The organism is Mycobacterium sp. ST-F2 (assembly GCF_001905655.1).
Lineage (GTDB): Bacteria > Actinomycetota > Actinomycetes > Mycobacteriales > Mycobacteriaceae > Mycobacterium.
Genome location: NZ_JMHT01000074.1, coordinates 58226 through 84281, shown reverse-complemented (window position 1 = coordinate 84281; position 26056 = coordinate 58226). Strand labels below are relative to the sequence as shown.

Here is a 26056-nt window from a genome sequence, read left to right as displayed (position 1 = left end):
TACCTCTGAACAGCACAAAGGCGCCCACGAAAACCCGTGGAGCGCCACACTAGTTCGACCCACCGACAATTTGCTGCAGTGTGGGACACCTGTGCCAAAAGTGACCAATGAGGTCAAACGCACTCGGCGGCAGCTCCAGACCTACCGCGCCAAACCCACATCGTCCTCGCGGAATCCCGGCACCCACTTGTCGACGATCTCGGCGTAATTGATGGTCGCGTCGAGCTGTGCGGCGATACCGAGCAGCCCGCCGAGCACCCGGAACATCATCAGGTAATTGGGCGGCAGGTTCAGCTGGCGGCTGGTCTTGAAGGTCGCCGCGAACTGCTCGCTGCGGATGTCTGCCGCCGTGGCGGCGATGCCCTGCAGCCACCTGCGGCTGAAGTGGAAGCTCTCGTGCCGCAACGGTTCGATGTACGGCAGCAGGTAGGCGTTGATCTCCTCGTGAGACACGGTGGCCCCGGCCGGGATGAAGCCCTCCTCCCGCAGGTAGGTCGTCATCTCCTCCCACTTCTCGTCGCGCGCGAGCCGCAGGATCGGCCCGGTCGCGCGAGGCAGCCCGCCTTCGTGGACCGCGCAGGCACCGAAATCCATGACGCCGAACCGCCCGTCATCGAGCAGCATGAAGTTGCCGGGATGGGTGTCGACATGCAGCAGCCCGCAGCGGTAGGGCGCGCTGATGGTCACCTCGAGCAGCAGGTGCGCACACCGATTGCGCTCGTCCTCGGTCCCATTGGCGATGATCTCGGAGAGCTTGCGCCCCTCCATCCACTCGGTGATGACGACCTTCGGCGCCGAGGCGACGACCGCCGGCACGTAGAACTGCGGATCGCCCGCAAAAGCCTTGGCGAAGGCACGCTGATAGTCCGCTTCGATGCGGTAGTTCAGCTCTTCCTCGGTGCGCTCGATCAGCTCGTCGATGATGCTCTTGACGTCGGCGCCCGGCACCACCTGCTTGAACAGCGACGTCAGCATCCGCAGCGTCTTGAGGTCGGCGCGCACCGCCTCCTCCGCGCCGGGGTACTGCACCTTGACCGCCACCCGACGGCCATCGCTCCACACCGCGCTGTGGACCTGGCCGATGCTCGCGGAGGCGACGGGCTTGTCGTCGAAGGACTGGAAGCGCTCACGCCATTTGGTGCCCATCTGGGCGTCGAGCACGCGGTGCACCTTCTCGGCCGGCAGCGGCGGGGCGTCGCTCTGCAGCTTGGTCAGCGCTTCGCGGTACGGCTCCGCGTACGCCGGTGGGATGGCGGCCTCCATGACCGAAAGCGCTTGTCCCAGCTTCATTGCGGCGCCCTTGAGCTCCCCCAGCACCTGGAACAGTTGCTCGGCGGCCTTCTCGACCAGCTCGGCGTTGACGTCCTCTTTCGACTTGCCGGCCATACGCTTGCCGACGCCCAGGACGGCGCGGCCGGCGATCCCAGCGGGAAGGGTTGCCAGCTTGGCGGCACGTCCCGTGCGGCCACGGCGGATTTCAGCCATGGCGTCGATCTTGGCTTTCTTAGCCGATCTTGACAACAACCCCGCTACGGAACCGGAACCACCACCAGGTCGTGCGGCTGGTTGTTCATCGACACGCAGCCGTCGTCGGTCACGACGACGATGTCCTCGATCCGGGCGCCCCACTGCCCCGCGAAGTACACACCCGGCTCGACGCTGAAGGCCATACCCGGCTCGAGCGTCAGTGCGTTGCCCGCGACGATGTACGGCTCCTCGTGCACCGACAGGCCGATACCGTGGCCGGTGCGGTGGACGAACACCTCGGCAAGCCCCTCGGCGGCCAGCACGTCGCGCGCCGCGGCGTCGATCTGCTCGGCCGTCATCCCGGGCCGGACCGCCGCCACGGCTGCCGCCTGCGCCCGCTGCAGCACCGAATACTGTTGCGCCACCACGGGATCAGGCTCACCGATGCTGTAGGTCCGGGTGCAGTCGGAGTTGTAACCGGGCTCGACCGGCCCACCGATGTCGACGACAATGATGTCACCGACCTGCAATTCACGGTCGGAGCATTCGTGGTGCGGATCGGCCCCGTTGGGCCCGGAGCCGACGATGATGAACGCCACCTCCGAATGACCTTCGGCGACAATCGCTTCCGCGATGTCGGCGGACACGTCGGCCTCGGTGCGTCCCGGAACCAGGAATTCGGGCACCCGTGCGTGGACGCGATCGATGGCCGCGCCGGCCTTCGTCAGGGCCTCGATCTCGCTGGGGTCCTTGATCATTCGCAACTGCCGCAGCACGTCGGTGGCCAGTACCGGCACCGCACCGAGGACCGTCGCCAGCGGCAGCAGGTGCAGGGCAGGCATGGCATCGGTGACCGCGACCGCGGTGCCGGGCAGTGCCGCGGCGACCAGCGCGTAGGGGTCGTCGCCGTCGACCCAATCCTGAACCGCCAGGCCCAGTTCCAGGATCGCCGACTCCTTCAGCGATGCCAGCTCCAGCCGCGGCACCACGACCGTCGGCGTCGAACCGTCGGCAGGCACCACGAGCGCCGTCAACCGCTCGAAGGTCTGGGCGCGCGACCCCACCAGATACCGCAGGTCATACCCCGGGGTGATGACCAGCCCGACCAGACCGGCGGCCTGCGCGGCCGCGGCGGCCGCGGCGGCCGAGCGCAGACGCGCGGCATAGACGTCGGTGTTGAATCGCGCTGCTGTCACATTCCCCGTCGCTTCGCTCGCCCGCATGCTCACATTCCCCGTCGCTTCGCTCGCCCGCATGCCAATAGGCTAGTGCGATGCCGATCGACATCCCCGTAACCTCCCCCGTCGCTTCGCTCGCCTCATGACCCAGCCGATCCTGCTCCTCGACGGCGCCAGCATGTGGTTCCGCTCGTACTTCGGGGTGCCGTCCTCGATCACCGCGCCCGACGGCCGCCCCGTCAACGCGGTCCGCGGCTTCATCGACAACATCGCGGCCCTGGTCACCCAGCACCGTCCCGGCCGCCTGGTGGTGTGCCTGGACCTGGACTGGCGGCCGCAGTGGCGCGTCGACCTGATCCCGTCGTACAAGGCACACCGGGTTCTCGAAGAGAATCCCGACGGTGAACCCGACGTCGAGGAAGTGCCCGACGACCTGACACCCCAGGTCGACATGATCATGGAATTGCTCGACGCGTTCGGCATCGCCACCGCGGGCGCGCCGGGTTTCGAGGCCGACGACGTGCTCGGCACGCTGGCCACCCAGGAGCAGCGCGACCGCGCGGTCGTGGTCAGCGGCGACCGCGACCTGCTGCAGCTGGCCAGCGATGACGGCCCGGGAATCCGGGTGTTCTATATCGGCCGTGGCCTGGCCAAGGCCGTGCTCTACGGACCCGCCGAGGTCTCCGAGACCTACGGTGTCCCCCTGGATCGTGCCGGCGCCGCCTACGCCGAGCTCGCCCTCATGCGCGGCGACGCATCCGACGGACTGCCGGGTGTCGCCGGTATCGGCGAGAAGACGGCGTCGACGCTGCTGCAGGCGTACGGCTCTCTGAACGCCATCGAGGCAGCGGCCCAGGACCCCACATCGAAAATGCCTGTGGCGCAGCGGAAGAAGCTGCTCGCCGCGGCGGACTACATCACGGCTGCGCTGCCCGTCGTCCTCGTCGCGACCGATGCGCCGGTGTCCCTCTCGACCGAGTCCGACGCCCTGCCACTGGTCGCCCGCGACCCACAGCGGGTGGCCGAGCTGGCCGGCAAGTACGGCGTGACGAATTCGATCGCGCGGCTGCAGAAGGCCCTCGACAAGCTGTAGTCCGCCGGTTCACGCGACGAGTGTGCCGTCAGATCGCAGATCTGCTCGGTGGGGCGATCCAGCCGTACGCTCGAGGGCATAAACGACTCAGGCCGGAACCCCCGTGTCACATGTGACGTAGAGGTTCCGGCCTGGGCCTGGGCCTGGAGAGAGTTGAGTGGAACTACTTCGGGCGGCCGACCTCGTAGGTGCCCTTGTCGTCCTTGAAGGTGACCTTGACGGTGCGCTTGGTGCCGTCGATGCTGACGTCGCAGTCGAACGTCTGCCCGGTCTTCACCTCAGGGTCGGTGCCGTTGTTGCACTTGACGTCCTTGACGTTCTTGGCGCCGTAACCGGTGGTCTCGTCGGTCAGGATCTTCTGCACGCCGGACTGCGCGGCGTTGATGTCGAGCTTGGTGGTGACGAAGAAGCCCGGCCACAGGAAGCCGAGGACGCCGACGACCGCGACGATGACCGCCGCCACGACGCCGCCGATGACCAGCAACGCCTTGCTCGACTTCTTACCCGCCGGCGCGCCGAACTGCTGGTCGAACTGCTGGCCCACGGCAGCCTCGCCGTACTGCGGCTGACCGTACTGACCCGGCTGGCCGTACTGGGGCTGGCCGTACTGCGGTTGCCCGTATTGCGGCTGACCGTAGGCGCCGGCCTGCGGGTAGCCCTGCTGGGGGTATCCCTGCTGCGGGTACTGCTGTTGCGGGTAGCCCGGAACCTGCTGCGCCCCAGGCTGCGCGGCGCCAGGCTGCACCCCCGGGTACTGCTGCTGGTACTGCTCCGGGTTGTAGGCCGGCTGCTGCCCCCACGCCGGGGCGGCCGTGGTCGGCTGCTCGGCGCCGGACGCCGGCTGACCCCAAGCGGGCTGCTGACCCTGCCACTGCTGTGACGGATCAGTTCCCTCTGGACCGCTCATCAGTCTCTCCTCGGTGCTCTACTACTCGGACATCGTCCGGGCTGCTGGTCAACCACACTACCGGTGCAACCGTTCGGGGATGACCTGCACAGTCTTCCGCGGCGCGCGTGTCTGGCCTTCAGCTGACGAACGCTCGGCCTTACTCTCGCGGTATGACGGATCAAATCCGGCTCGGCAACGCCACCTTGACCCGCGTCGCGGAAACCCAGGTGCAGATCCCCACGACGCTGTGGCCGGCGACGCCGCCGGAGGCCTGGCACGCCGAAGCCGACCTGCTCGCGCCGCGGTTCTGGAACCCCGAGACCGACCTGTTCCGGATCGCGATTCAGAGCTGGGTATTGCAGGTCGACGGCCTGACCATCGTCATCGACACCGGCGCGGGCAACGACCGGCACCGGCCGCACATGCTGCCGCTGGATCACCTGAGCACCCCGTTCCTCGACAACATGCGGACCGCGGGCATCGAGCCGGCAGACGTCGACGTCGTCCTCAACACGCACCTGCACACCGACCACGTCGGCTGGAACACTCAACTGGTCGACGGCGCCTGGGTGCCGACGTTCCCCAACGCCCGCTATCTGATGCCCGAGGCCGACTACCGGTTCTTCGCCCCCGACAACCCCGAGACCTCCGACGAGATGCGAACGGTGTTCGAGGACAGCGTCATTCCCGTGGCCGACCAGACCGAACAGTTCTCCGGCGACTACCAGCTGAGCGAGTCAGTGTGGCTGCGTCCGGCCCCCGGCCACACGCCCGGATCATCGGTGCTCTGGCTGGACGCCGGCAAGCCCGCCGTGTTCGTCGGCGACCTGACGCACTGCCCCATCCAGATTCCCCGGCCCGACGATCCGTGCGCGTTCGACGTCAACGCCGCGGAAGCGACCGTCACCCGCAAGCGGGTGTTCACCGAAGCGTCCCGGAAACGGGCGGCTGTGGTTCCCGCGCACTACGCCGGCCATGGCGGCGCCACCATCGTGGCCCGCGGCGACCGATTCATGATCGACGACTGGCTGGACCTGGGCCTGGCCTGAACTCGGCCTGCCGTCACATGGTGTCGATCGAGACGACGCCGCGACGCACCGCCCCGATGGCCCGTTTGGCCGTCACCCGCAGCTGCGGCGACGGCGCGGCCAGCCGCACCTGGTCCAGCAGATCCAGCACCTGGCGGCACCACCGCACGAAATCGCCTGCGGGCAGCGCATTTCCGTTGCCGTTGTCGGACATCAACAGCGCCGCCGTCAGGTCGCCGTACGTCGCCCAGCTGTACATGGCGGCCACGAACCCGGCATCGGGTTCACGGCTGAAGGGCAGCCGGTGCCGGCGTTCGTCGCCCCGGATGTCGGTCCACAGCCGGCGGGTCTTCGCCAACGCCCGGCGCACCTCGTCGGTCGCCTGCTCGGCGCCCGGCGGCACCGTCGGGCCGTCGCCACGTGATTCGTACAGCACCGACGACACGACCGCGGCCAACTCGGCCGGATTCAGGTCGTCCCACACCCCACCGCGCAGGCACTCGGCGACCAGAAGGTCACTCTCGCTGTAGATGCGGGCCAGCAGCCGCCCGTCGTCGGTCACCGCGGGTTCACCCTCGGCGCCTTCGATGAAGCCGCGCTCGCTGAGGAGTGCCGTGATCCGGTCGAAGGTGCGGGCCAGTGAGTTCGTGGCCGCGGCGACCTTCTGCTGGGTCTGGTCGTTGTCGCGTTCGATGCGCAGATAGCGCTCGGCCGCACGCACTTTCGCTTCGCGGTCGGGCAGTTGATGGCCGGGGTGCCTGCGCATCTGCTCACGCAGACCGGCCAGCTCCGGGTCGATATCCGGTGTCGCCTCGGCGGAACCGCGACTGCGCCGCACCGACGGCACGTCCAGGCTGTCGGCCGCCCGCAGCAGTGCCAGCGCCAGATCGCGGCGCACCTTGGGTTGCCGGTGCTCCACCCGCTTGGGCAGTGACATGCTGCCCAGACGCTGCGACGACCCTGCATAGTCGGCGGCGGAAATCCGTCCCGCCCAACGATGTTCGGTCAGCACCAGCGGCCGTGGATCGTCGGCGTCGAAAGCCTCCTCGAGCACCACGGCCAGTCCGCTGCGACGGCCCAGGCCGATGGCGATGACGTCGCCCCGCTTGAGCCCGGCCAGCGCGTCGTTGATGCCCTTGCGCCGCGTCAGACGACCGGCCCGGGACTGCGCCCGCTCACGTTCGGTGATGCTCGCCCGCAGCCGGGCGTACTCGAGCACGGACTCCCAGTCGTCACTCTGCTCGGCGGCAATCTCGGCGAGCATCAGCTCACCGCGCTTGATGCCGCGCACCAGCCCGGTGACCGAGCGGTCCGCCTGGTACTGCGCGAACGACTGCTCGAGCAACCGGTGCGCTGCGGCCGGCGTCATGTGCTGCACCAGGTTGATCGTCATGTTGTACGACGGCGCGAAGGAACTGCGCAGCGGGAACGTTCGGGTCGACGCCAGGCCGGCGACCTGGGCCGGATCGGCCATCTCGTCGGTGGCATGCCACAGCACGACGGCGTGGCCCTCGACGTCGATGCCGCGGCGTCCGGCGCGACCGGTCAGCTGCGTGTACTCCCCCGGCGTCAACGGGGCGTGCTGCTCGCCGTTGTACTTGACCAGCCGTTCCAGCACGACGGTGCGGGCCGGCATGTTGATGCCCAAAGCCAGTGTCTCCGTGGCGAACACGGCCTTGACCAGGCCCGCGGTGAACAGCTCCTCGACGGTGTGCCGGAACACCGGCAGCAGCCCGGCGTGGTGGGCGGCCAGTCCGCGCAGCAGTCCTTCGCGCCACTCGTGATAGTCCAGCACCGCCAGATCGGACTCGGCCAGATCGGCACAGCGCCGGTCGACGATCTCGGCGATCCGGTCGCGCTCGGTCCTGTTGGTCAGCCGCACCGCCGATCGCAGGCACTGCTTGACCGCGGCGTCACACCCGGCGCGGGAGAACACGAACGTGATGGCCGGCAGCAGACCGGCCTGGTCCAGGGTGCCGATGACGTCGGGCCGGCTCGGCGGGCGGTACATGGCGGGCCGACCCCGATGCCCGTCGCGGCCGCGGCCGCGGGGCTGCCAGTCCATCAGGCGGTCCGCCTCGCGGCGATGCGCGATGTGCCGCAACAACTCCGGGTCGACGCGCGCCTTCCCCTTGCCGGGGGCCGCACCCTTGGACAGGTCGAAGAGATCGAAGAGTCGCTTGCCCACCAGCATGTGCTGCCACAGCGGCACCGGGCGGTGTTCGTCGACGACGACGGTCGTGTCACCACGGACCGTCTGGATCCAGCCGCCGAACTCCTCGGCGTTGCTCACCGTCGCCGACAGGCTGACCAGCCGGACCTCGTCGGGCAGGTGCAGGATCACTTCCTCCCACACCGCGCCGCGCATCCGGTCGGCGAGGAAGTGCACCTCGTCCATCACGACGTACGCCAGGCCGTGCAGCGCAGGCGAATCGGCGTACAGCATGTTGCGCAGCACTTCGGTGGTCATGACCACGATGTCGGCGTCGCCGTTGATCGCCTGGTCACCGGTGAGCAGGCCGATGCGTTCGGGGCCGTAGCGGGCCACCAGATCGTTGTGCTTCTGGTTGCTCAGTGCCTTGATCGGGGTGGTGTAGAAGCACTTCCGCCCGGCGGCCAGCGCCAGATGCACCGCGAATTCGCCGACGACGGTCTTGCCGGCGCCGGTCGGGGCACAGACCAGAACGCCGCGCCCGTTCTCGAGCGCCACGCAGGCGTTGGTCTGGAACGGGTCCAGGGTGAACGACAGGCCGGCGGCGAAGTCACGCAGTTGCGGCCCCGGCTCGGTTTGAACGGATTCGGCCGCGCCTGTCGGGATCGGCGGCTCCGCAGCCTGAAACTCAGGTCGCGTCGTCATCGATGGTCAGCTGTGTAGGTAAGGCAGACGGCGCGCCGATGGGTTCCGGTTTGTCTATCGGGGCGGCCTCGTCGTCGGGCACCGCCTCGGCTTCGCGCCGCGCCTTGCGACGGTCGTGGATCCGGGCCACCTGGATGGACATCTCCAGCAGCACCGTCAGCGCCAGCGACAGCGCCAGCATCGAGAACGGGTCCGAGCCGGGCGTCACGAACGCGGCGAACACGAACAGGCCGAAGATCAGCCCGCGGCGCCAGGCCTTGAGCTTGTCGTAGGTGAGCACCCCGACCAGGTTCAGCATGATGATCAGCAGCGGGAACTCGAAGCTGATGCCGAACACGATCAGCAGGTTGATCAGGAAGCCGAAGTACTGGTCGCCGGACAGCGCGGTGATCTGCACGTCGCTGCCGACGGTCAGCAGGAACGACAGGGCCGTGGACAGCACGACGTAGGCCAGGACCGAACCGGACACGAACAGCAGCGCGCCGACGCCGACGAACAGCGACGCGAAGCGCCGTTCCTTCTTGTACAGGCCCGGGGTGATGAACGCCCAGATCTGGTAGAGCCACACCGGGCAGGCCAGGATGATGCCCGCCGCCATGCCGACCTTGAGGCGCAGCATGAACTGGTCGAACGGCGCGGTCGCGAGCAGCCGGCACTGGCCGTCCGGGGCGATGGCCGCGCGCGACGAGGGTGGCAACGAGCAGTACGGGCCACGCAGCCAGTCACCGAGGCTGGGGAAACCGAAGAAGCTGTGCCCGTACCAGAGGAAGCCGACGATGGTGGTCAACAGGATGGCGGCGACGGCGATCAGCAGCCGCGTTCGCAGTTCCTGAAGGTGGTCGACGAGCGACATGGTGCCGTCAGGATTGACCCGCGACCGTCGACGGCGCGGGTCGAGCTTGCTGAAGATTCCAGGTGCTGGCACGTGATTAGGTAAGAGCCGACCGCCGCGTGCGCTGGGCTCGCGGCGGGATCACGGCAAAGGTCAGGCCGGGTGCTTGTCCGCGGCGTCCGGCGCCGGCTGCGGTGCAGGGGCCGGGTTCTCGACGCGCTCAGCAGTGATCGGACGCGGCGCAGCAGCTTGCTCCGAAGTGCCGTCCGACTGCATTTCCTTCAACTCGGACTTGAAGATGCGCATCGACTTACCAAGCGAACGCGCGGCGTCCGGCAGCTTCTTCGCGCCGAAGAGCAGCACGAACACCGCGATGACGATCAACCAGTGCCACGGTTGCAAACCGCCCAATTTGGGTCACCTCCAGAAGTTGAGGCCGAGTCTACTCGCCGCGACTCGGTTCATACGCCGCCAGCGCCGCTATCGCGGACTCCCGCACGCGGTCGGCCAACTCCGGCGGGTCCAGTACCCGCACGGCCGAGCCGAAACCGAGCACGAATCGCGCCATCCACTCGTCCGACGCGTACGTCATGGTGGCCTCCCACCCGCCGTCGGGAATCGCGTGCTGCTCCCGCAGCGGGTAGTAGTCGAACATCCACGACACGGACTCGTCGATGAGCAGGGTTGCCACCGGCAACCCCGGATCGGCGGTCTCGGCCGAGAACAACGACGTGTCCGTCCCGGCCTGCACCGCGGGTTCCGGCGGCGCGGCCGGCTCGTCCAGGGCGGTGGCGTCGACGATGCGGTCGAACCGGAACAGCCGCACGCCCTCGGCGGTGCGGCACCACGCCTCCAGGTAGCTGTGGTCACCGATCAGCGCCACCCGGATCGGGTCGACGACGCGGTGCGAGACGGTGTCATGCGAAGCGGAGTAGTACTCGAGGGACAGTGCCCGCTTGTCGCGGACCGCGGCCCGTACGACACCGGTCACCTTGTTCTCTACATCGCCCGCGGTGTCCGGGGCCGGCATCGACGCCGCGGTGGCTCCGGCGGCCCCGGCGGCAGCCTCGATCTTGGCGATCACACTGCGGGCCACGTCAGGGTCGACCACGCCGGGCACGTCGACCAGCGCGCGCAGCGCCATCAATACGCCGGTGGCCTCGGGCGAGGTGAGCCGCAGTGCCGTGTCCATGCCGGCCGAGAAGATCACGTCGATGGTGTCGCCTTCGAAGTCCAGGTCGATCATCGTGCCGCCGGCGCCGCCGGGCAGTCCACACATCCACAACTGGTTCAGATCGGCCAGCAGTTGTTTGGGCGTGACACCCAGGTCGGCCGCGGCCTTCTCGTGACTGACGTGCGGGTTGGCCTGGAAATACGGAACCATGTTGAGGAGCCGCACCAAGCGGTTCGACACGTTACTCATGCGCGATCCGCCTTCGCTCCTCGCTGAACGCTCATACGCCCTCCCCCGCCTGCGCCCGCAAGCGGCCGATGACATTGTCCCGCAATGACTCCGGCTCCAGCACGACGGCGTCGGCGCCGTAGCCGGCGATCTCCCGGGCCAGCCGGTCGACCATGCCGATGTCGACGACGATCTCGTCGCCCCCGCGTCCGCCGCGGGCACTGGGTGAGGTGCTGAGCGCCTGCCGGCGCAGCGCCGTCGCCCGCCCTTCGGCCACCCATACCCGGGCCTGCTCACCGGCCGGCCACTCGGCGACCGCGCGGTGCACGATGTCGCGCAGGTTGACCCCGTCGGGCCGGGTGACGGCACGGTCGGGCCCCACGGCGCGCACGCCGTCGCCGATGCGCGACACCCGGAAGGTCCGCGGGGCGTCGCGGTCGCGGTCGTGGCCGACGACATACCAGCGCCCGCGGTAAGTGACGACGCCCCACGGCTCCAGGGTGCGGTCGACGTACGGCGCGCTCCGGTTGGGCCGGTGCGCGAACTGCACAGCACGGCCGGAGTCGATGGCGGACAACAGGATTCCCAGCGCTTCCTCGGAACCGCGCAGGCCCGGGGCGGCGCCGGTGGTGATCGCGACGCCGGTGTCGGGCACGTCGACGTCCACTCCCGCCGCCCGCAGCTTGAGCAGTGCGCTCTGGGTGGCGGTGACCATCTCCTGCGACTCCCAGAGCTGGGTGGCGATCGCGACGACGGCCGCTTCGTCGCCGGTCAGCTCGACCGGCGGCAGCTCGTAGGCGGTGCGATTGATGCGGTACCCGTCGGTGACGTCCATCACCGAGGCGCGACCGGTCTCCAGCGGGATGCCGAGATCGCGCAGTTCGTTCTTGTCCCGCTCGAACATCCGCGAGAAGGCCTCGCCCGTCGGCGGGTCCTGGTACCCGGTGACATTGGCCCGGATCTGTTCCGCGGACAAGTAGCTTCGGGTGGACAGGAGCGCAATGACGAGGTTCATCAACCGCTCAACCTTGGACGTCGCCACGTCCAACAGAGTAAGTGGTTGCTGTGAGTTGCCCGGTATGGGCGCGCCCGCCGCGAACGCGGCGGCACCGCTCACATACTGGCGATCAGCCGGTTCACCCGCTCATCGACCGACCGGAACGGGTCCTTGCACAGCACGGTGCGCTGCGCCTGATCGTTGAGCTTGAGGTGCACCCAGTCGACGGTGAAGTCGCGCCCGGCTTCCTGTGCGGCCGTGATGAATTCGCCGCGCAGCTTGGCCCGGGTGGTCTGCGGCGGGGTGTTGACCGCCGCGTCGATGTCCTCATCGGTCGTGATCCGGGCAGCCAAGCCCTTGCGCTGCAACAGATCGAACACTCCGCGACCGCGCTTGATGTCGTGGTACGCCAGGTCCAGCTGGGCAATCTTGGGGTCGGACAGCTCCATGCTGTAGCGATCCTGGTAGCGCTGGAACAACTTCCGCTTGATCACCCAGTCGATCTCGGTGTCGACCTTGGCGAAATCCTGGCTCTCGACGGCGTCCAGCTGGCGGCCCCACAGGTCGACGACCTGCTCGAGCTGCACGTTGGGTTCGCGGGTCTGCAGGTAATCCACGGCGCGCGAATGGTATTCACGCTGGATGTCCAGCGCGGAGGCCTGCCGCCCGCCGGCCAGCCGCACGGCGCGCCGTCCGGTCAGGTCGTGGCTGACCTCGCGGATGGCGCGAATCGGGTTGTCCAGCGAGAAGTCCCGGAACGGGACGCCGGCCTCGATCATCTCCAGCACCAGCGAGGCGCTGCCCACCTTGAGCATGGTGGTGGCCTCGCACATGTTGGAGTCGCCGACGATGACGTGCAGCCGGCGGTACTTCTCGGCGTCGGCGTGCGGCTCGTCGCGGGTGTTGATTATGGGGCGTGATCTCGTTGTTGCGCTGGAGACGCCCTCCCAGATGTGCTCGGCGCGCTGCGACAGACAGAACGTCGCGGCCTTGGGGGTCTGCAGCACCTTGCCGGCACCACAGATCAGCTGGCGGGTGACCAGGAACGGCAGCAGCACGTCGGAGATCCGGGAGAACTCGCCGGCGCGCACGATCAGGTAGTTCTCGTGGCAGCCGTAGGAGTTGCCTGCCGAGTCCGTGTTGTTCTTGAACAGGTAGATGTCGCCGCCGATGCCCTCGTCGGCAAGTCGCTGCTCGGCGTCGACCAGCAGGTCTTCCAACACGCGCTCACCGGCGCGGTCGTGGGTGACCAGCTGCACCAGGTTGTCGCATTCGGCGGTCGCGTACTCGGGGTGGCTGCCCACATCGAGGTAGAGGCGCGCGCCATTCCGCAGAAAGACGTTGGAACTGCGGCCCCACGACACCACCCGCCGGAACAGATAGCGCGCCACCTCGTCAGGGCTGAGCCGGCGGTGACCATGAAACGTGCAGGTCACGCCAAACTCGGTCTCGATTCCCATGATCCGTCGCTGCACACAATCGAGCTTACGGGTTGGGCATGGGTATTAGGTGGGCAACAGGCCGGGCGTCACCGCGAGATACCGGCTGCCTGCCGGGCGGCCCGGACGAACGAGGCCTTGGTGGTGTCGATTCCGTCCAGGTATCCACCGACCAGCGCGGCGTCCCGCAACAACACCAGCGAGGCCGCGACCTGCTCGGGATGATCCCGACCGCCGGCGGCTTCCTCCAGGGCGCCGCGGAACCAGTTGCGGTGCCGGGCGATGAGTTGACGGACCGGGCTGTCCGGCGCGGGATACTCGGCCGCGGCGTTGATGAACGGGCAACCCCGGGTGTGGTACCTGGCGATGTCCTCGGCGATGCCGTCGATGACCAGCTCCAGCATGTCGGTGTCCGGCCCGGCCACGGCGGCGGCATCCCGGAAGTAGCCGCGGATGGTCTCGTCCTCCAGCGCCAGATAGGCCTCGACGAGGGCTTCCTTGCCTTTGAAGTGCCGGTACATGGTGGCGCGCGTGACGCCCGCTTCGGCGAGTATCCGGTCGACGCCGACGGCGTGGATGCCCTCGCGGTAGAACAGCTCCGCCGCGACGCGCAGCAGTCGCTCGCGTGGCCGCAGGGCCGGTTCCGCGGTGTTCATTCCCCCATCGTAGCGCGAGGTAGAACGTTCTTTCTGATTTTGGGAACAGATCCGGCAGGACGGCGGTTACAGGTGACAGAACGACCGTTCTATCTACTTGAGGAGACGCCATGACCATCCACCCTTGCGAGCAGGCCGACATCGACCGCGCCAACCGCTCAGGACGGCAACCTGTCGTATTCGTGCACGGCTTGTGGCTGTTGCCCAACAGCTGGGATCACTGGCGGACAGCGTTCGAGGAGCAGGGCTTCGTGACCCTCGCCCCCGGATGGCCGGACGATCCGGCGACCGTGGAGGACGCCCGTCGCGATCCGTCGGTGTTCGCACACAAGAGCATCGGCGACATCACGCAGCACTACGTCGACGTCATCGGCGCGCTCGACCGCAAGCCCATCGTGATCGGCCACTCGTTCGGCGGGTTGATCACCCAGAAGTTGGCGGGCCTCGGCCTGGCCAAGGTGGCGGTCGCGATCGACCCCGCGCCGTTCCGCGGCGTGCTGCCGCTGCCGATCGCGGCACTGCGCTCGGCGTTCCCCGTCCTCGGCAACCCGCTCAACCGTGGTCGGGCGGTTGCCTTGACCCCCAAGCAGTTCCGATTTGCATTCGGCAACGCGGTTTCCGAAGAAGAGTCGGCCAAGCTGTACGAGAACTACTCGGTTGCCGGCGCCGGCGTGCCGCTGTTCCAGGCCGCCACCGCCAACTTCAACCCGGCGACCGAGGCCAAGGTCGACACCAAGAACCCCGAACGCGGTCCACTGCTGATCATTTCCGGCGAGAAGGACAACACGGTGCCCTGGGCCATCGCCAATGCCTCCTACAAGCGGCAGAAGAAGAACCCGAACATCACCGAGATCGTCGAAATCCCCGGACGCGGTCATTCGCTGGTCGTCGACAGCGGGTGGCGCGACGTCGCCGACACCGCACTGGATTTCGTCCGACGATTCTGACCCAGCCGGCCAGAAATGGCTCCGTCCGCCCCCCGCAGTGGGTGGCGGACGGAGCCAGGCCGACTCGGCAGGATCAGAACGAAGTATCCAGATTGCCCGCGCTCTGATTGATCTCGTCATGGTTGGAGAAGTGCTCGCCCAACACGTACGACGAGTGCGGGTCGGTGCCGTTGGGGATCAGCGGGTCGGTGTCCGCGCTGGCGATCGGCGCGAACAACATGGCGCCGGCAATGCCGGCCACGGCCAGTCCGGGGGCGATGAACTTGATCGGGTTCTTCATGATCGGCGCTTCCTGTCAGAGTGCTCGTCCGTTTTCGGACTGCATTCATCGTCGGCCGCGACCAGCCAGAAATCGTCCCTGCAGGCACCCGTTCCCGTCTTCCGGCTAGCTGGAAGACGATCTCTACGCGAGCGAGAGGAAGAGCTTCTCCAGCTCGGCCTCGGTCATCGGCGCCCGACCGTCTTCAGCGTTCCCGGTCAGGCATTCGCGCAACCCGGTGGCGACGATCTTGAACCCGGCGCGGTCCAGCGCCTTCGACACCGCCGCGAGTTGCGTGACGATGTCCTTGCACTCCCGGCCCTGCTCGATCATCGAGATGACGCCGGCCAACTGGCCCTGTGCCCGACGCAACCGGGCCAGGACGGCGGCCATGGCCTCTTCATCACCGACCATGTCGCACCTACCTTTCGTTCGTTTTCCAGCCCGACGTGCTATACCCCACAGGGTATCAGCGGCCGGCGGGCGCGGCGGTGCGCTCCCACAGCGCGCGCCACTCGTTTTCTTCAGCCTGCTTGTCGTGGTGCAGCAGTTCGGACGGCTCGGTCAGATGGATCGCCGGATGCGGCGTGGCAAAGAAGTTGCCCTTGCCCTGGGCCGACACGTGACCGCCGACGTCGATGTAGCAGTAACCCTCACCCGAGAGCGCCGCACCGTCGGCAACCCGTCCGAGATAGTGCAATGCGTTGCGGGCAGCGGTCTTTGCGCCGTTCTTGGCGAAGATCGCGGCCTTGGGCACCGTCCGTCCGGACTCGGCGTTCACCGCGGCGGTGTCACCGATCGCGAAGATGCCCGGATACCCGGTGGCCATCTCGGTGTCGACGGCGATCCAGCCCGCGCCGTCCAGCGTCACCGCCGGCTCGTGCGGCGGGACGAACACCAGGAGGTCGAACCCCGCAGCGGTGCCGTCGGCGAAATGGATCATCTTCTGGTCGGCGTCGATGCGCTCGACGGCGTGCTCGCCATGGAAGGCGATGTTGTTGGCCCCGAGCATCTCCACCAGTTCCAGCCCGGCATACGGCCCGGCCGCCGGCATGGGCTGCTTTTCCGGGGTGTACACCGTGATGTCGGTCGACTCGCGATGGCCGTTGTCGCGCAAGAGATCTGCGGCCAGCAGCGCACCCTCGTAGGGCGCGACGGGACAGCGGTACGGCAGCGCCGTCACCAGGAAGACGAGCTTGCCGCCGTCGAATTGCTGCAGCGCGGTGTGCGCGGCGGCCGCGGCGTCGGCGCTGTAGTAGTGCACCGCGGTCCCGGCGTCGACGGCCTCCTGCAGGCCAGGGACCTTGTCGATGACGTTCCGGGCGCCGGTGGCGATGATCAGTGCGTCGAAGGCGATCTCCGTGCCGTCGACGAGTGTGACGATGCGCGCAGAGTGATCGATCAGGGCCACGGTGCCGGTGACGGTGTTGACACCGCGCAGGGCGGAAACCGTGGGCTCGATGGGCACACTGCCCTCGTCGCGCCAACCACGCAGCACCCAGGGCAGAGTGAAACCGAGGAAGTGCGAGAAGTCTTCGTCGACGATGGTGATGTCGATATCATCAAGGGCCACACCGGATTCGGCGAGTTCCTTGACGACCGACAGGCCGCCGATACCGGCGCCGAGGATGACCAACTTGGTGTCCAACATGTTCCTACCTCCAGAACTTCAAACGGGACGGGGACTTGGGGTGCCCTTCACACCACTGACCGGCGGGCACGGCGGCTTTGACGGCGTCGACGTGCATCCCGCAACCGGACCAGGTGGTCTTGCCGCACACCGAACAACGCTTGGGGTGACACATGATTGGGGCCTTTCAGTGGACGCGCGGACGCTCGATCTGCGTGAACTGCGGCATGGCGGTCAGCGTGACCAGAGCCGCGAAATCGGTGGCCACGGTGTCGAGCGACGGCAACTCGGTGAAGACGGGCCCGAAGAAGGTGTGGCCGTTGATGGTCAGCAGCGGACTGCCGCCGGTGGCGCCGTAGGCGTCCTGCCCGGCCTCATGCGACTGGGTGACGAGTGCATCCCACGACGCGTCGTCCAACACCGCCGGCGTGAGCTCCGACGCCCCGACCGCGGCGAGGACCTTGGCGGCCAGCGCCTGATCGACCGGTGCGGACTGATCGAAATAGGCCTCGCCGAAAGCGAAGTAGGCGGTCACCAGGGCGTCGACGCCGAGGTCGCGGTGGATGGCGGCCATCAACCGGCCGACCAGTCGGGAGTCCGCCATCCGGGCCTGTTGCGGCGCGGGCAGTTCACGCCCCTCGTTGAGCACGGCCAGATTCAGTAGTCGCCAATCGATGGCGGCTCCGCCGGCCTCGGCCGCCGCCTGCAGCCAGCGGGCGGTGTTCCAGGTGAACGGGCAGACCGGGTCCAGCCACAGGGTCACTGCAGTCGGGGTCACTGCAGTCGGGGTCACCGCCGTCGGGCCGTTCACTTGTTCAGTCGCCACGTTGCACTCCTTTGCGTTTCACGCCTTCTCGGCTCGTTCCCACCCATTTATACATACCCCATGGGGTATAGGTCAACGGTGATGTGCGGATCGTCACGGCACCCTCTATACCCTAGGGGGTATGGTACCGTCGGCTCCGATACAGATACCCATGGGGGTATACGAAGGGAGACCGCGATGCCAACCGTCCTGGCGAGAATCTGGGTGCCGACCGTGGCCGTGGTGGCCGTTGCGCTCGGCTCCGTGGCCGTCACTCAACTGCGTGGCGAGTTCGGCTCCGAGCCGATCTTCACCGCGACCGGAAGTCATGCCCAACCCCTCGAACCCACGCACGTCAAGCGCGTGGTCTACGAAATCCTCGGCCCCGCCGGCACCGCGGGCAGCGTCAACTTCCTCGACCAGAGCGCCCAGCCCGTGCAGGCGACCTTCAGCAGCCTGCCGTGGACCGTCGAGATCAGCACCACCGCGCCCGCGGTGATCGCGAGTGTGGTGGCACAAGGTGACAGCGACCGCCTCGGATGCCGCATCATCGTCGATGGCCAGGCCCGCCAGGAGCAGTCGTCGACCGGACAGCACGCCCAAACCTCATGTCTGGTCAAGAACGCATGAGCGCCCACAACAACACCCGACCCGCGTACATGCGGTTCATCCGGCGCTTCGCCTGGCCCATCATCATCGGCTGGCTGCTGGTGACCGTCGGCCTCAATGTCCTTGTGCCGCAGATCGAATCGGTGGCCAGAGACCACGCTGTCACGATGTCGCCGCAGGATGCGCCGGCGCTGATCGCCGCCAAGAAGATCGGCGCGACGTACCGCGAGTCGGATTCCGACAGCATCGCGATGGTCGTCCTCGAGGGTGACGAGAAGCTCGGCGCCGAGGCACACCGCTACTACGACGCCCTGGTGACCGCGCTGCGGTCCGACCCTGAGCACGTGCAACACGTCCAGGACATCTGGGGCGATCCGCTGACCGCGGCCGGTGTGCAGAGCCGCGACGGCAAGGCCGCCTACGTCCAGCTGAATCTGGCCGGCGACCAGGGCAGCACGCTGGGCAATGAGTCGGTCGACCGGGTTCGCGAAATCGTCGGTCACGTTGCCCCTCCCCCGGGCCTGAAGGCCTACGTCACCGGACCGGCGCCGCTGACCACCGACATGAACGAAGCCGCCGACAAGAGCATGCTGACGATGATGGGTGTGACGGGCGTCGTCATCATCGTCATGCTGGCCTTCGCCTATCGCTCCGCCGGCACGGTGATGCTGGTGCTGGTCATGGTCGGGTTCGAGATGGGCACGGCACGCGGACTGGTCGCGCTGCTCGGAGACCACGGCCTGCTGAGCTTCTCGACGTTCGTGGTGGCCATGCTGTCCTCGCTGGCCATCGCCGCGGGGACCGACTACGCCATCTTCCTGGTGGGGCGCTACCACGAAGCGCGCCAGGCCGGGCAGGACCCGGAATCGGCCTACTACACCATGTTTCGCGGTACGGCACACATCATCCTTGGCTCGGGACTGACCATCGCCGGGGCCACCCTGTGCCTGCACCTGGCGCGGCTGTCGTACTTCAAGGCCCTGGGCATCCCGTCCGCGCTGGGACTGGTCGTGGTCGTCGCGGGCGCGCTGACCGCCGCGCCCGCGGTGGTGGCGGTCGCCACCCGCCGTGGCCTGCTGGAGCCCAAGCGGATGATCAAGACCAAGGGCTGGCGGCGCATCGGCACCGCCACGGTCCGGTGGCCGGCGCCGATCTTCGTGGCGTCGCTGCTGGTCGCCCTCGTCGGCATCATGTTCATGCCCACCATGAAACTGAGCTTCAACGACCGCTTCTACATCCCTGACGATCTGCCGTCGACCGTCGGATACCAGGCCGCCGAACGCCATTTCAGCGCTGCCACAATGAATCCCGACATCCTGATGATCGAGGCCGATCATGACCTGCGCAACAGTGCCGACATGATCATCTTGGACAAGCTGGCCAAGGACATCTTCAAGCTGCCGGGTATCGCGATGGTGCAGAGCATCACCCGGCCTTTCGGCGGGCCGACCGAGCACACGTCGATCCCCTTCCAGGTCAGTGCCCAGTCCATTCCGATCCAGCAGAACCTGCAGATCATGAAGGACCGGATGGGCGACATCCTGAAGATGAGCGATGACCTCGGCGCTCTGGTCGGACCGATGCAGCGGCTCCAGACCCTGGTGGAGCAGATGAGCGGCACTACTTCACATCTGGCCACGGACGTGCACCAGATGCACGCGACGTTGAACGAACTCCGCGACCACCTGGCCGATTTCGACGATTTCGCCAGGCCACTGCGCAATTACTTCTACTGGGAGCAGCACTGCACCGACATACCTGTCTGCGCGGCAACCAGATCCGTCTTCGACGCCATCGACAACGTGGACACGTTCAGTTCGGACATGGCCGCGCTGGGCACCGACATGGACAGCACCGTGGCACTGCTGCCGCAGATGCGGGCGCAGTTCCCGCCGATGATCGCAACGGTGGAGTCCATGCGCAGCACGCTGTTGACGCTGCACAGCAGCTTCTCCGGTCTGATCACCCAGATGTCGGCGATGACGGACACCGCCAGCGCCATGGGGCAGGCCTTCGACGCGTCTCGCAGCGGAGACTACTTCTATCTGCCACCAGAAGCCTTTGACAATGCGGACTTTCAGCGCGGCCTGAAGCTGTTTCTCTCGCCGGACGGCAAGGCCGCACGTTTCCTCATCACCCACGCCGATGACCCGGCGACCCCGGATGGCATCGCGGCGGTGATGCCGACGCTGGACGCGGCGCATCAGTCGGTGAAGGGCTCGTCGCTCACCGATGCCAGGTTCTATCTCGCCGGCACCGCCGCGATCTATCGGGACATCCAGTCGGGTTCGCAGTACGACCTGCTGATCGTCGGGGCTGCCGCACTGACGTTGATCTTCGTCGTCATGCTGCTCATCACCCGGGCGCTGGTCGCGTCGCTGGTGATCGTCGGCACCGTGCTGCTGTCGCTGGGCGCGGCATTCGGGCTGTCGGTGCTGGTGTGGCAGGACCTACTGGGCCTCGAATTGAACTGGATCGCACCGGTTTTCGGCTTGATCATTCTGCTGGCGGTCGGCTCCGACTACAACCTGCTGCTGGTCTCCCGGTTCCAGGAAGAGATCGGCGCGGGATACAAGACCGGCATCATCCGCTCGATGGGCGAAACCGGCAGCGTGGTCACCACGGCCGGGCTGGTGTTCGCGTTCACCATGATGTCCATGGCAGCGAGCGATCTGAGCTCGATCGGTCAGGCCGGTACCACCATCGGACTCGGATTGTTGTTCGACACCTTGATCGTTCGGTCGTTGATGACGCCGTCCATCGCGGCGCTGCTGGGCCGGTGGTTCTGGTGGCCGCTGCGGCCCCACACTCGGACCGCGCCGGCACCCGTCGCGGTACCCACCCCGGTGGGGTGATCAGTCGCCCGGGGTCCGCGCCAAGATCGCCAGCAGCAACTCGGCGCGGACCCGGGCGATGGCGAGGTCGACTCCGAGCAGGGCCTCGGCGGTCTCGATGCGCTTGCGCATGGTGTGCCGGTGCACGCCGACGGCCGCGGCCGCAGATTCCCAGTGCCCGTTGGCTTCCAGGTATGCGCGCAACGACGTGAGCAGCCCCGTGCCGAATTCGGCATCGTGGTCGAGGACCGGGGTCAGCACCGCCCCGCCGAGGGCCACCAGCACGTCTCTGCTCTCGCCGAACGACAGCAGCGCGCTGCCGGCCATCGCCGAGAACTCCAGCGGAGGCCGGCCACATTCCGCGACCGACGCCGCGAGGCGGGCGTTGTCGACAGCCTCGGCCAGCTTGGCCAGCGGCAGCAAGCCGCTGAGCCCCATGCGGATGGTCCGGCGCAGCGAGCCATCGATGCCGCCCACGAGTGCGGCGGCGATCTCGTCGGCCTCCGCGCCCGGCAGCAGGACCGTCAGCCATTTGTCGGCGCAATGGACGAACACCGGGTGCCCGGCCTGGTCCAGCTGATCCATGATCGTCGCGCTCACCCGCCGCAGCAGGTGCGCGGTATCGGCTTCGGTCTGGGGGTCCGAATCCGCTTGCACGACCAGCGCCCGGATCCGGCCCCGGTGATCGGCGGCCTGGGACAGCTGTGCCCACGCCGGCTCCAGGTTGGATTCACCGGTGAGAATCAGGCCCAGCGCCTGCTCGTTGAGGCGCAGCTGCGCCTCTTTCAAGCGCACCGGCTTCTCGAAATCCAGTGCGAGCAAAGAGTTTGCGTGCCCGAGCAGCACCTGATCGACGGGGCTCAACGCCGTCTCACTCACCACACCGAGCACCCCGTGCGAGCGGCCGCCGACCCGGATGGACTGCTGGGCCACGGTGACACCCTCGGCCAGCACGGCGACGGCCGATGCGGCGCCGGGCTCGACCGCATCGCGCACCAGATTGACCGTGGTGACGTTGAGGTTGCGCGGGTGGGAGGCGATCACCGTGCCGGATGGATCGAGCACCACGACACTGGCCCGCAACGCGCGGCCCAATTCAGCGGCCACCTCCTGGGGACCGCCGCTGACGACGGCCCGGGTGATCCGCGGCTGCGCCCGCGAGGCCCGCAGCACCGCGTCGTACTGCAGCGCGGCGATCCGCGAGCTGACCCGCTGCACGACCGCCGCGAACGGCGTCCGCAACGGAATCTCCAGCAGCGGCAGACCCAATTCCTCGGCGGCGGACACCAACTCCTGGGGTACCTCGTCGAACGTCAGGCCGACACCGAATCCGACTCCGGCCACACCACTTTCGTGCAGGCGTTGCAAATAGCGCCGCCGGTCGTCCGAACCGGCCGGCAGCCCGATACCGGTGGTCAGCACCAGCTCACCACCGGACAACCACTTGGCCGGGTCGGCCAATTCGGTGGTCAGCACCAAGTTGATCTCGCGCGCGGTGCCGCCGGCTCCGCCGCGCAGCCGGATCCGCAGATCAGCTTGGTCCAGCACCCATCGCACCGGAACTGTCACGGGCATGAATGTACAGAATGTCGAAAAACTCCACTGAAAATCCCCAGAATGGCAGATGATCGGGGGTGTGTCCTGGCGCACACTTGTGCAGCCAGTTGTCTGCCAACTTCACCTGAGGAACGTGCGCGATGTCGATCGAAACACTGCAGAACTACATTGACGGGCAATTCGTCGCGTCGTCATCGTCGGAGACGATCGACCTGATCAGCCCCGTCGACGAGTCGGTAGTGGGACGCTCACCCGTATCCAACCGCGCCGATGTGGACGCCGCCGTTTCCGCCGCCGAACGCGCCTTCCAGACCTGGGGCCGCAGCACGCCGGGCGACCGGCAGGCCGCGCTGCTCAAGCTCGCCGACGCCATCGAGGCCCACGCCGACGAGATCGTCGAGGCCCAGTGCCGCAACACCGGCCAGCCCAAGGCCATCGTGCACGCCGAGGAGGCCATCGCCGGCGCCAACCAGCTCCGCTTCTTCGCCGGCGCCGCCCGCATGGTTCACGGCCTCTCGGCCGGCGAGTACCTGGAGGGCTTCACGTCCTACGTCCGGCGCGAGCCGATCGGCGTCGTCGGCCAGGTGGCGCCGTGGAACTTCCCCTTCCTGATGGCCATCTGGAAGATCGGCCCCGCGCTGGCGACCGGCAACACCGTCGTCCTCAAGCCCAGCGACACCACCCCGGAGAGCACCCTGGTCCTGGCCCGGCTGAGCAAGGGCATCCTGCCCGACGGCGTGCTCAACGTGATCCTGGGCACCGGCGAGACCGGCGCCGCGCTGGTGGAACACCCTGTGCCAGGCCTGGTTTCGATCACCGGCTCGGTGCGCGCGGGCATCGCCGTCGCCGAGTCGGCAGCCAAGCAGCTCAAGCGCAGCCACCTCGAACTGGGCGGTAAGGCGCCGGTGGTGGTCTTCCCCGACGTCGACATCGCCAAGGCCGCGGCAGGCATCGCCGAAGGCGGCTGTTTCAACGCGGGACAGGACTGCACCGCCGCGACGCGCGTGATCGTGCACGAATCCATCCACGACGAGTTCGTGGCGGCGCTCGCCGCGGCGGCGCAGAACCTGCGCCCCGGCCTGCCCGACGATCCCGACGCGTTCTACGGGCCGCTCAACAACATCAACCACTTCAACACCGTGATCAAGAAGCTGGAGAACCTGCCGCCGCACGCCACCGTCGTCACCGGCGGAAAGCGGCTCGGCGACAAGGGTTTCTACCTCGAGCCGACGATCATCAGCGGCGTCCACCAGGACGACGCGATCGTCCAGGAGGAGACCTTCGCCCCCGTCATCACCGTCCAGCCGTTCTCGACGGACGAAGAGGCCATCGAACTCGCCAACGGTGTGCGGTTCGCGCTGGCGTCCAGCGTGTGGACCAAGGATCACGCCACCGCCGAGAAGTTCACCCGCGCACTCGATTTCGGATGTGTCTGGATCAACTGCCACATCATGCTGACCGCCGAGATGCCCCACGGCGGCTTCAAGCAGTCCGGCTACGGCAAGGACCTGTCGATCTACGGCGTCGAGGACTACACCCGGATCAAGCACGTCATGAGTGCCCACGACTGATCCACCGTCTCCCTCTCGTTTTTCTCCACCCCGAATCCACCCTGCCGACAGGAGCCTCACCCATGCCTGACACCTTCCACCCTCTCGACCCGCTGACCGCACCCGAATTCACCAAGGTCGCCGAGATTCTCGCGGCAGCGCACGGCGTCGGGGACGGCTGGCGGTACACCTCCGTCGAGATGGTGGAACCGGCGAAGGCTGACGTCGCGGCATTCGACGCGACCGGCGCCGCGCCGGACCGTCGCGCGCTGGCGACGTTGCTCGACACCGCGAACAACCGCACGTACAAGAGCGTCGTGTCGTTGACGGACGAGTCGGTGCTGTCGTGGGACCACATCCCGGGCGTGCAGCCCAACTTCACCGTGGACGAGTGGGAAGAGGCCGACGAGGTTCTGCGCAAGAACCCCGATGTCATTGCGGCGCTGGCCAAGCGCGGCATCACGGACATGGACCTGGTGTTCATGGACACCTGGACCTACGGCGACGTCGTGATGCCCGAGAAGTACAAGGACCGCCGCCTGGGCTGGACCGACACCTGGGTGCGGGCCGCCGAAGGCGCCAACCCCTACGCCGGGCCCGTCAACGGGTTCCACTGCGTGATCGACATGAACACCATGGAACTGCTGGAGATCGAGGACACCTTCACCGTCGATCGCCCGGAGATGATGGGTGAGTATGTGCCGCAACACATTCCCGAGCGCATCCGCAAGGCGAGCACCCGGGAACCACTGCAGCCGCTGAACATCACCCAGCCCGAAGGGGTTTCGTTCACCCTCGAGGGCAACCTGCTCAAGTGGCAGAACTGGTCGCTGCGAGTCGGTTTCAACTACCGCGAGGGCATGACGCTGCACGCCGTGACCTACAACGACAACGGCAACGTGCGGTCGGTGGCCAACCGGATCTCATTCGCCGAGATGATGGTCCCCTACCGCGATCACTGCACCGACCATTACCGCCGAACGGCTTTCGACATCGGCGAGTGGGGCATCGGCTTCATGACCACCTCGCTGGAGCTGGGCTGCGACTGTCTCGGTGAGATCCGGTACCTGGACGCCGTGCTGCACAACAGCAAGGGCGAACCGTTCACCATCAAGAACGCGATCTGCATCCACGAAGAGGACAACGCCGTGCTGTGGAAGCACGTCGACCACCACGGCGGCGCCGAGGTGCGCCGCATGCGCCGGCTCACGGTGTCGTTCCACGTCACCGTCGCCAACTACGAGTACCTCACCTACTGGCGGTTCTACCAGGACGGCAACATCGAATGTGAGGTCCGCGCAACGGGAATCATGGTGGTGAGCAACTTCCCCGAGGGCCAGGCCCACCCGCACGGCACGCTCGTCGACAACCGCACCTACGCGCCGTACCACCAGCACTTCCTCGTCGCCCGCCTCGACCTCGACATCGACGGCACCGACAACACGGTGTACGCCACCGAGACCGAGATCGAGCCGATGGGACCGGACAACCCGTACGGCCTGTCGCTGCGGCAACGCAACACCCCGCTGCGCACCGAGGCCGAGGGCAAGCAGGACATGAACTTCCAGACCCAGCGGGCGTGGAAGGTCGTCAACGACAACGTCCGCAACGGCATCGGCACCGCCCCGGCCTACAAGTTGGTTCCCGGCGGCGCGTTCCCTGCCATGTTCGATCCGAACTCGCCGGTCCTGGCGCGCTGCAAGGCCATCGAGCACACCGTGTGGGTCACCCCCAACTCGCCCGACGAGCGTTGGCCCGCTGGCGAATTCGTCACCCAGAGCAAGGAAGACACCGGTCTGCCGATGTGGACCGAGGCCAACCGCTCGATCGAGAACACGGACGTCGTGCTGTGGTACGTCTTCGGCATCCACCACATCACGCGCCCGGAAGACTGGCCCATCATGCCGGTCGACACCGTCAACTTCTGGCTCAAGCCTGTCGGCTTCTTCGATCGCAATCCCTCGATCGATGTCGCGCCGACGCCGCCGAAGGCCTGCCACATGACCTCCGACTGTGAAGAGAGCTGA

Annotated in this window: 23 protein-coding genes; 7 read left to right on the top strand and 16 right to left on the bottom strand. The window is 67.4% G+C overall.

What is annotated here, in order from left to right:
- Window positions 1-141 precede the first annotated feature (141 nt).
- The gene (locus tag EB75_RS25240) at window positions 142-1485 is read right to left on the bottom strand and encodes an ABC1 kinase family protein (protein ID WP_073697984.1); all 1344 of its coding nucleotides are present in this window, start codon (window positions 1483-1485) and stop codon (window positions 142-144) included.
- A gap of 44 nt (window positions 1486-1529) precedes the next feature.
- Window positions 1530-2690 carry a M24 family metallopeptidase gene (locus EB75_RS25235; protein WP_502689398.1) on the bottom strand — a complete coding sequence of 387 codons (1161 nt, stop codon included), beginning with the start codon at window positions 2688-2690 and terminating at the stop codon, window positions 1530-1532.
- Window positions 2691-2787: 97 nt separating this feature from the next.
- Here EB75_RS25235 and EB75_RS25230 point away from each other — a divergent pair, with 97 nt between their 5' ends.
- On the top strand, window positions 2788-3738 hold the full coding sequence (locus EB75_RS25230) for a 5'-3' exonuclease (RefSeq protein WP_073697983.1): 951 nt from the start codon (window positions 2788-2790) through the stop codon (window positions 3736-3738).
- 163 nt (window positions 3739-3901) lie between these two features.
- On the opposite strand, the gene EB75_RS25225 is transcribed toward EB75_RS25230, so the two are convergent.
- Window positions 3902-4645 (bottom strand): DUF4333 domain-containing protein, encoded by a 744-nt coding sequence (locus EB75_RS25225; protein WP_073697982.1) that lies wholly within the window; start codon window positions 4643-4645, stop codon window positions 3902-3904.
- Window positions 4646-4797: 152 nt separating this feature from the next.
- On the opposite strand from EB75_RS25225, the gene EB75_RS25220 reads away from it, so the two are divergent.
- Window positions 4798-5676 carry an MBL fold metallo-hydrolase gene (locus EB75_RS25220; protein ID WP_073697981.1) on the top strand — a complete coding sequence of 293 codons (879 nt, stop codon included), beginning with the start codon at window positions 4798-4800 and terminating at the stop codon, window positions 5674-5676.
- A gap of 13 nt (window positions 5677-5689) precedes the next feature.
- Here EB75_RS25220 and EB75_RS25215 read toward each other — a convergent pair whose 3' ends face one another.
- The 7 genes from EB75_RS25215 to EB75_RS25185 form a co-directional block, all read right to left on the bottom strand.
- The gene (locus EB75_RS25215; RefSeq protein WP_286150315.1) at window positions 5690-8512 is read right to left on the bottom strand and encodes a DEAD/DEAH box helicase; all 2823 of its coding nucleotides are present in this window, start codon (window positions 8510-8512) and stop codon (window positions 5690-5692) included.
- Window positions 8496-9437, bottom strand: a complete 942-nt coding sequence (tatC, locus tag EB75_RS25210; protein WP_073697980.1) for a twin-arginine translocase subunit TatC — start codon at window positions 9435-9437, stop codon at window positions 8496-8498. The genes EB75_RS25215 and tatC overlap by 17 nt, the downstream gene beginning before the upstream one ends.
- A gap of 60 nt (window positions 9438-9497) precedes the next feature.
- Window positions 9498-9755, bottom strand: a complete 258-nt coding sequence (gene tatA, locus EB75_RS25205) for a Sec-independent protein translocase subunit TatA (RefSeq protein ID WP_073697979.1) — start codon at window positions 9753-9755, stop codon at window positions 9498-9500.
- 31 nt (window positions 9756-9786) lie between these two features.
- On the bottom strand, window positions 9787-10767 hold the full coding sequence (locus tag EB75_RS25200) for a helix-turn-helix transcriptional regulator (RefSeq protein ID WP_073697978.1): 981 nt from the start codon (window positions 10765-10767) through the stop codon (window positions 9787-9789).
- 31 nt (window positions 10768-10798) lie between these two features.
- Complete coding sequence (locus tag EB75_RS25195) at window positions 10799-11788, bottom strand: helix-turn-helix transcriptional regulator (RefSeq protein WP_073697994.1); 990 nt, start codon at window positions 11786-11788, stop codon at window positions 10799-10801.
- 71 nt (window positions 11789-11859) lie between these two features.
- Entirely contained in the window at window positions 11860-13218 is a 1359-nt protein-coding gene (gene pafA / locus EB75_RS25190; RefSeq protein ID WP_142239812.1) for a Pup--protein ligase, read from the bottom strand.
- Between the two features lie 53 nt (window positions 13219-13271).
- Window positions 13272-13838 carry a TetR/AcrR family transcriptional regulator gene (locus tag EB75_RS25185; RefSeq protein ID WP_073697976.1) on the bottom strand — a complete coding sequence of 189 codons (567 nt, stop codon included), beginning with the start codon at window positions 13836-13838 and terminating at the stop codon, window positions 13272-13274.
- 110 nt (window positions 13839-13948) lie between these two features.
- Here EB75_RS25185 and EB75_RS25180 point away from each other — a divergent pair, with 110 nt between their 5' ends.
- Window positions 13949-14785, top strand: coding sequence for an alpha/beta hydrolase (locus EB75_RS25180; RefSeq protein ID WP_073697975.1), 837 nt, complete (start codon window positions 13949-13951; stop codon window positions 14783-14785).
- 73 nt (window positions 14786-14858) lie between these two features.
- Here EB75_RS25180 and EB75_RS25175 read toward each other — a convergent pair whose 3' ends face one another.
- The 5 genes from EB75_RS25175 to EB75_RS25160 all read right to left on the bottom strand — a co-directional run bounded on the left by EB75_RS25175 (window position 14859) and on the right by EB75_RS25160 (window position 17467).
- Entirely contained in the window at window positions 14859-15065 is a 207-nt protein-coding gene (locus tag EB75_RS25175; protein ID WP_073697974.1) for a hypothetical protein, read from the bottom strand.
- 123 nt (window positions 15066-15188) lie between these two features.
- Window positions 15189-15458 carry a metal-sensitive transcriptional regulator gene (locus EB75_RS25170; RefSeq protein ID WP_073697973.1) on the bottom strand — a complete coding sequence of 90 codons (270 nt, stop codon included), beginning with the start codon at window positions 15456-15458 and terminating at the stop codon, window positions 15189-15191.
- A 55-nt stretch (window positions 15459-15513) separates the two neighbouring features.
- Window positions 15514-16695 carry an NAD(P)/FAD-dependent oxidoreductase gene (locus EB75_RS25165; RefSeq protein ID WP_073697972.1) on the bottom strand — a complete coding sequence of 394 codons (1182 nt, stop codon included), beginning with the start codon at window positions 16693-16695 and terminating at the stop codon, window positions 15514-15516.
- Between the two features lie 4 nt (window positions 16696-16699).
- Window positions 16700-16849 (bottom strand): DUF8730 family Cys-rich protein, encoded by a 150-nt coding sequence (locus EB75_RS30315; RefSeq protein WP_502689395.1) that lies wholly within the window; start codon window positions 16847-16849, stop codon window positions 16700-16702.
- A gap of 12 nt (window positions 16850-16861) precedes the next feature.
- Window positions 16862-17467, bottom strand: coding sequence for a mycothiol-dependent nitroreductase Rv2466c family protein (locus EB75_RS25160; RefSeq protein ID WP_502689397.1), 606 nt, complete (start codon window positions 17465-17467; stop codon window positions 16862-16864).
- 210 nt (window positions 17468-17677) lie between these two features.
- On the opposite strand from EB75_RS25160, the gene EB75_RS25155 reads away from it, so the two are divergent.
- The gene (locus EB75_RS25155; protein ID WP_073697971.1) at window positions 17678-18109 is read left to right on the top strand and encodes an MmpS family transport accessory protein; all 432 of its coding nucleotides are present in this window, start codon (window positions 17678-17680) and stop codon (window positions 18107-18109) included.
- The gene (locus EB75_RS25150) at window positions 18106-20943 is read left to right on the top strand and encodes an MMPL/RND family transporter (protein WP_073697970.1); all 2838 of its coding nucleotides are present in this window, start codon (window positions 18106-18108) and stop codon (window positions 20941-20943) included. Before EB75_RS25155 ends, EB75_RS25150 begins: the two co-directional genes overlap by 4 nt.
- Here the strand turns inward: EB75_RS25150 and EB75_RS25145 are convergent, their stop codons facing one another.
- Complete coding sequence (locus tag EB75_RS25145; RefSeq protein WP_083612558.1) at window positions 20944-22479, bottom strand: PucR family transcriptional regulator; 1536 nt, start codon at window positions 22477-22479, stop codon at window positions 20944-20946. It abuts the gene before it with no gap.
- Between the two features lie 140 nt (window positions 22480-22619).
- On the opposite strand from EB75_RS25145, the gene EB75_RS25140 reads away from it, so the two are divergent.
- Window positions 22620-24050, top strand: a complete 1431-nt coding sequence (locus EB75_RS25140; RefSeq protein WP_073697969.1) for a gamma-aminobutyraldehyde dehydrogenase — start codon at window positions 22620-22622, stop codon at window positions 24048-24050.
- Window positions 24051-24112: 62 nt separating this feature from the next.
- Window positions 24113-26056 carry a primary-amine oxidase gene (locus EB75_RS25135; protein WP_073697968.1) on the top strand — a complete coding sequence of 648 codons (1944 nt, stop codon included), beginning with the start codon at window positions 24113-24115 and terminating at the stop codon, window positions 26054-26056.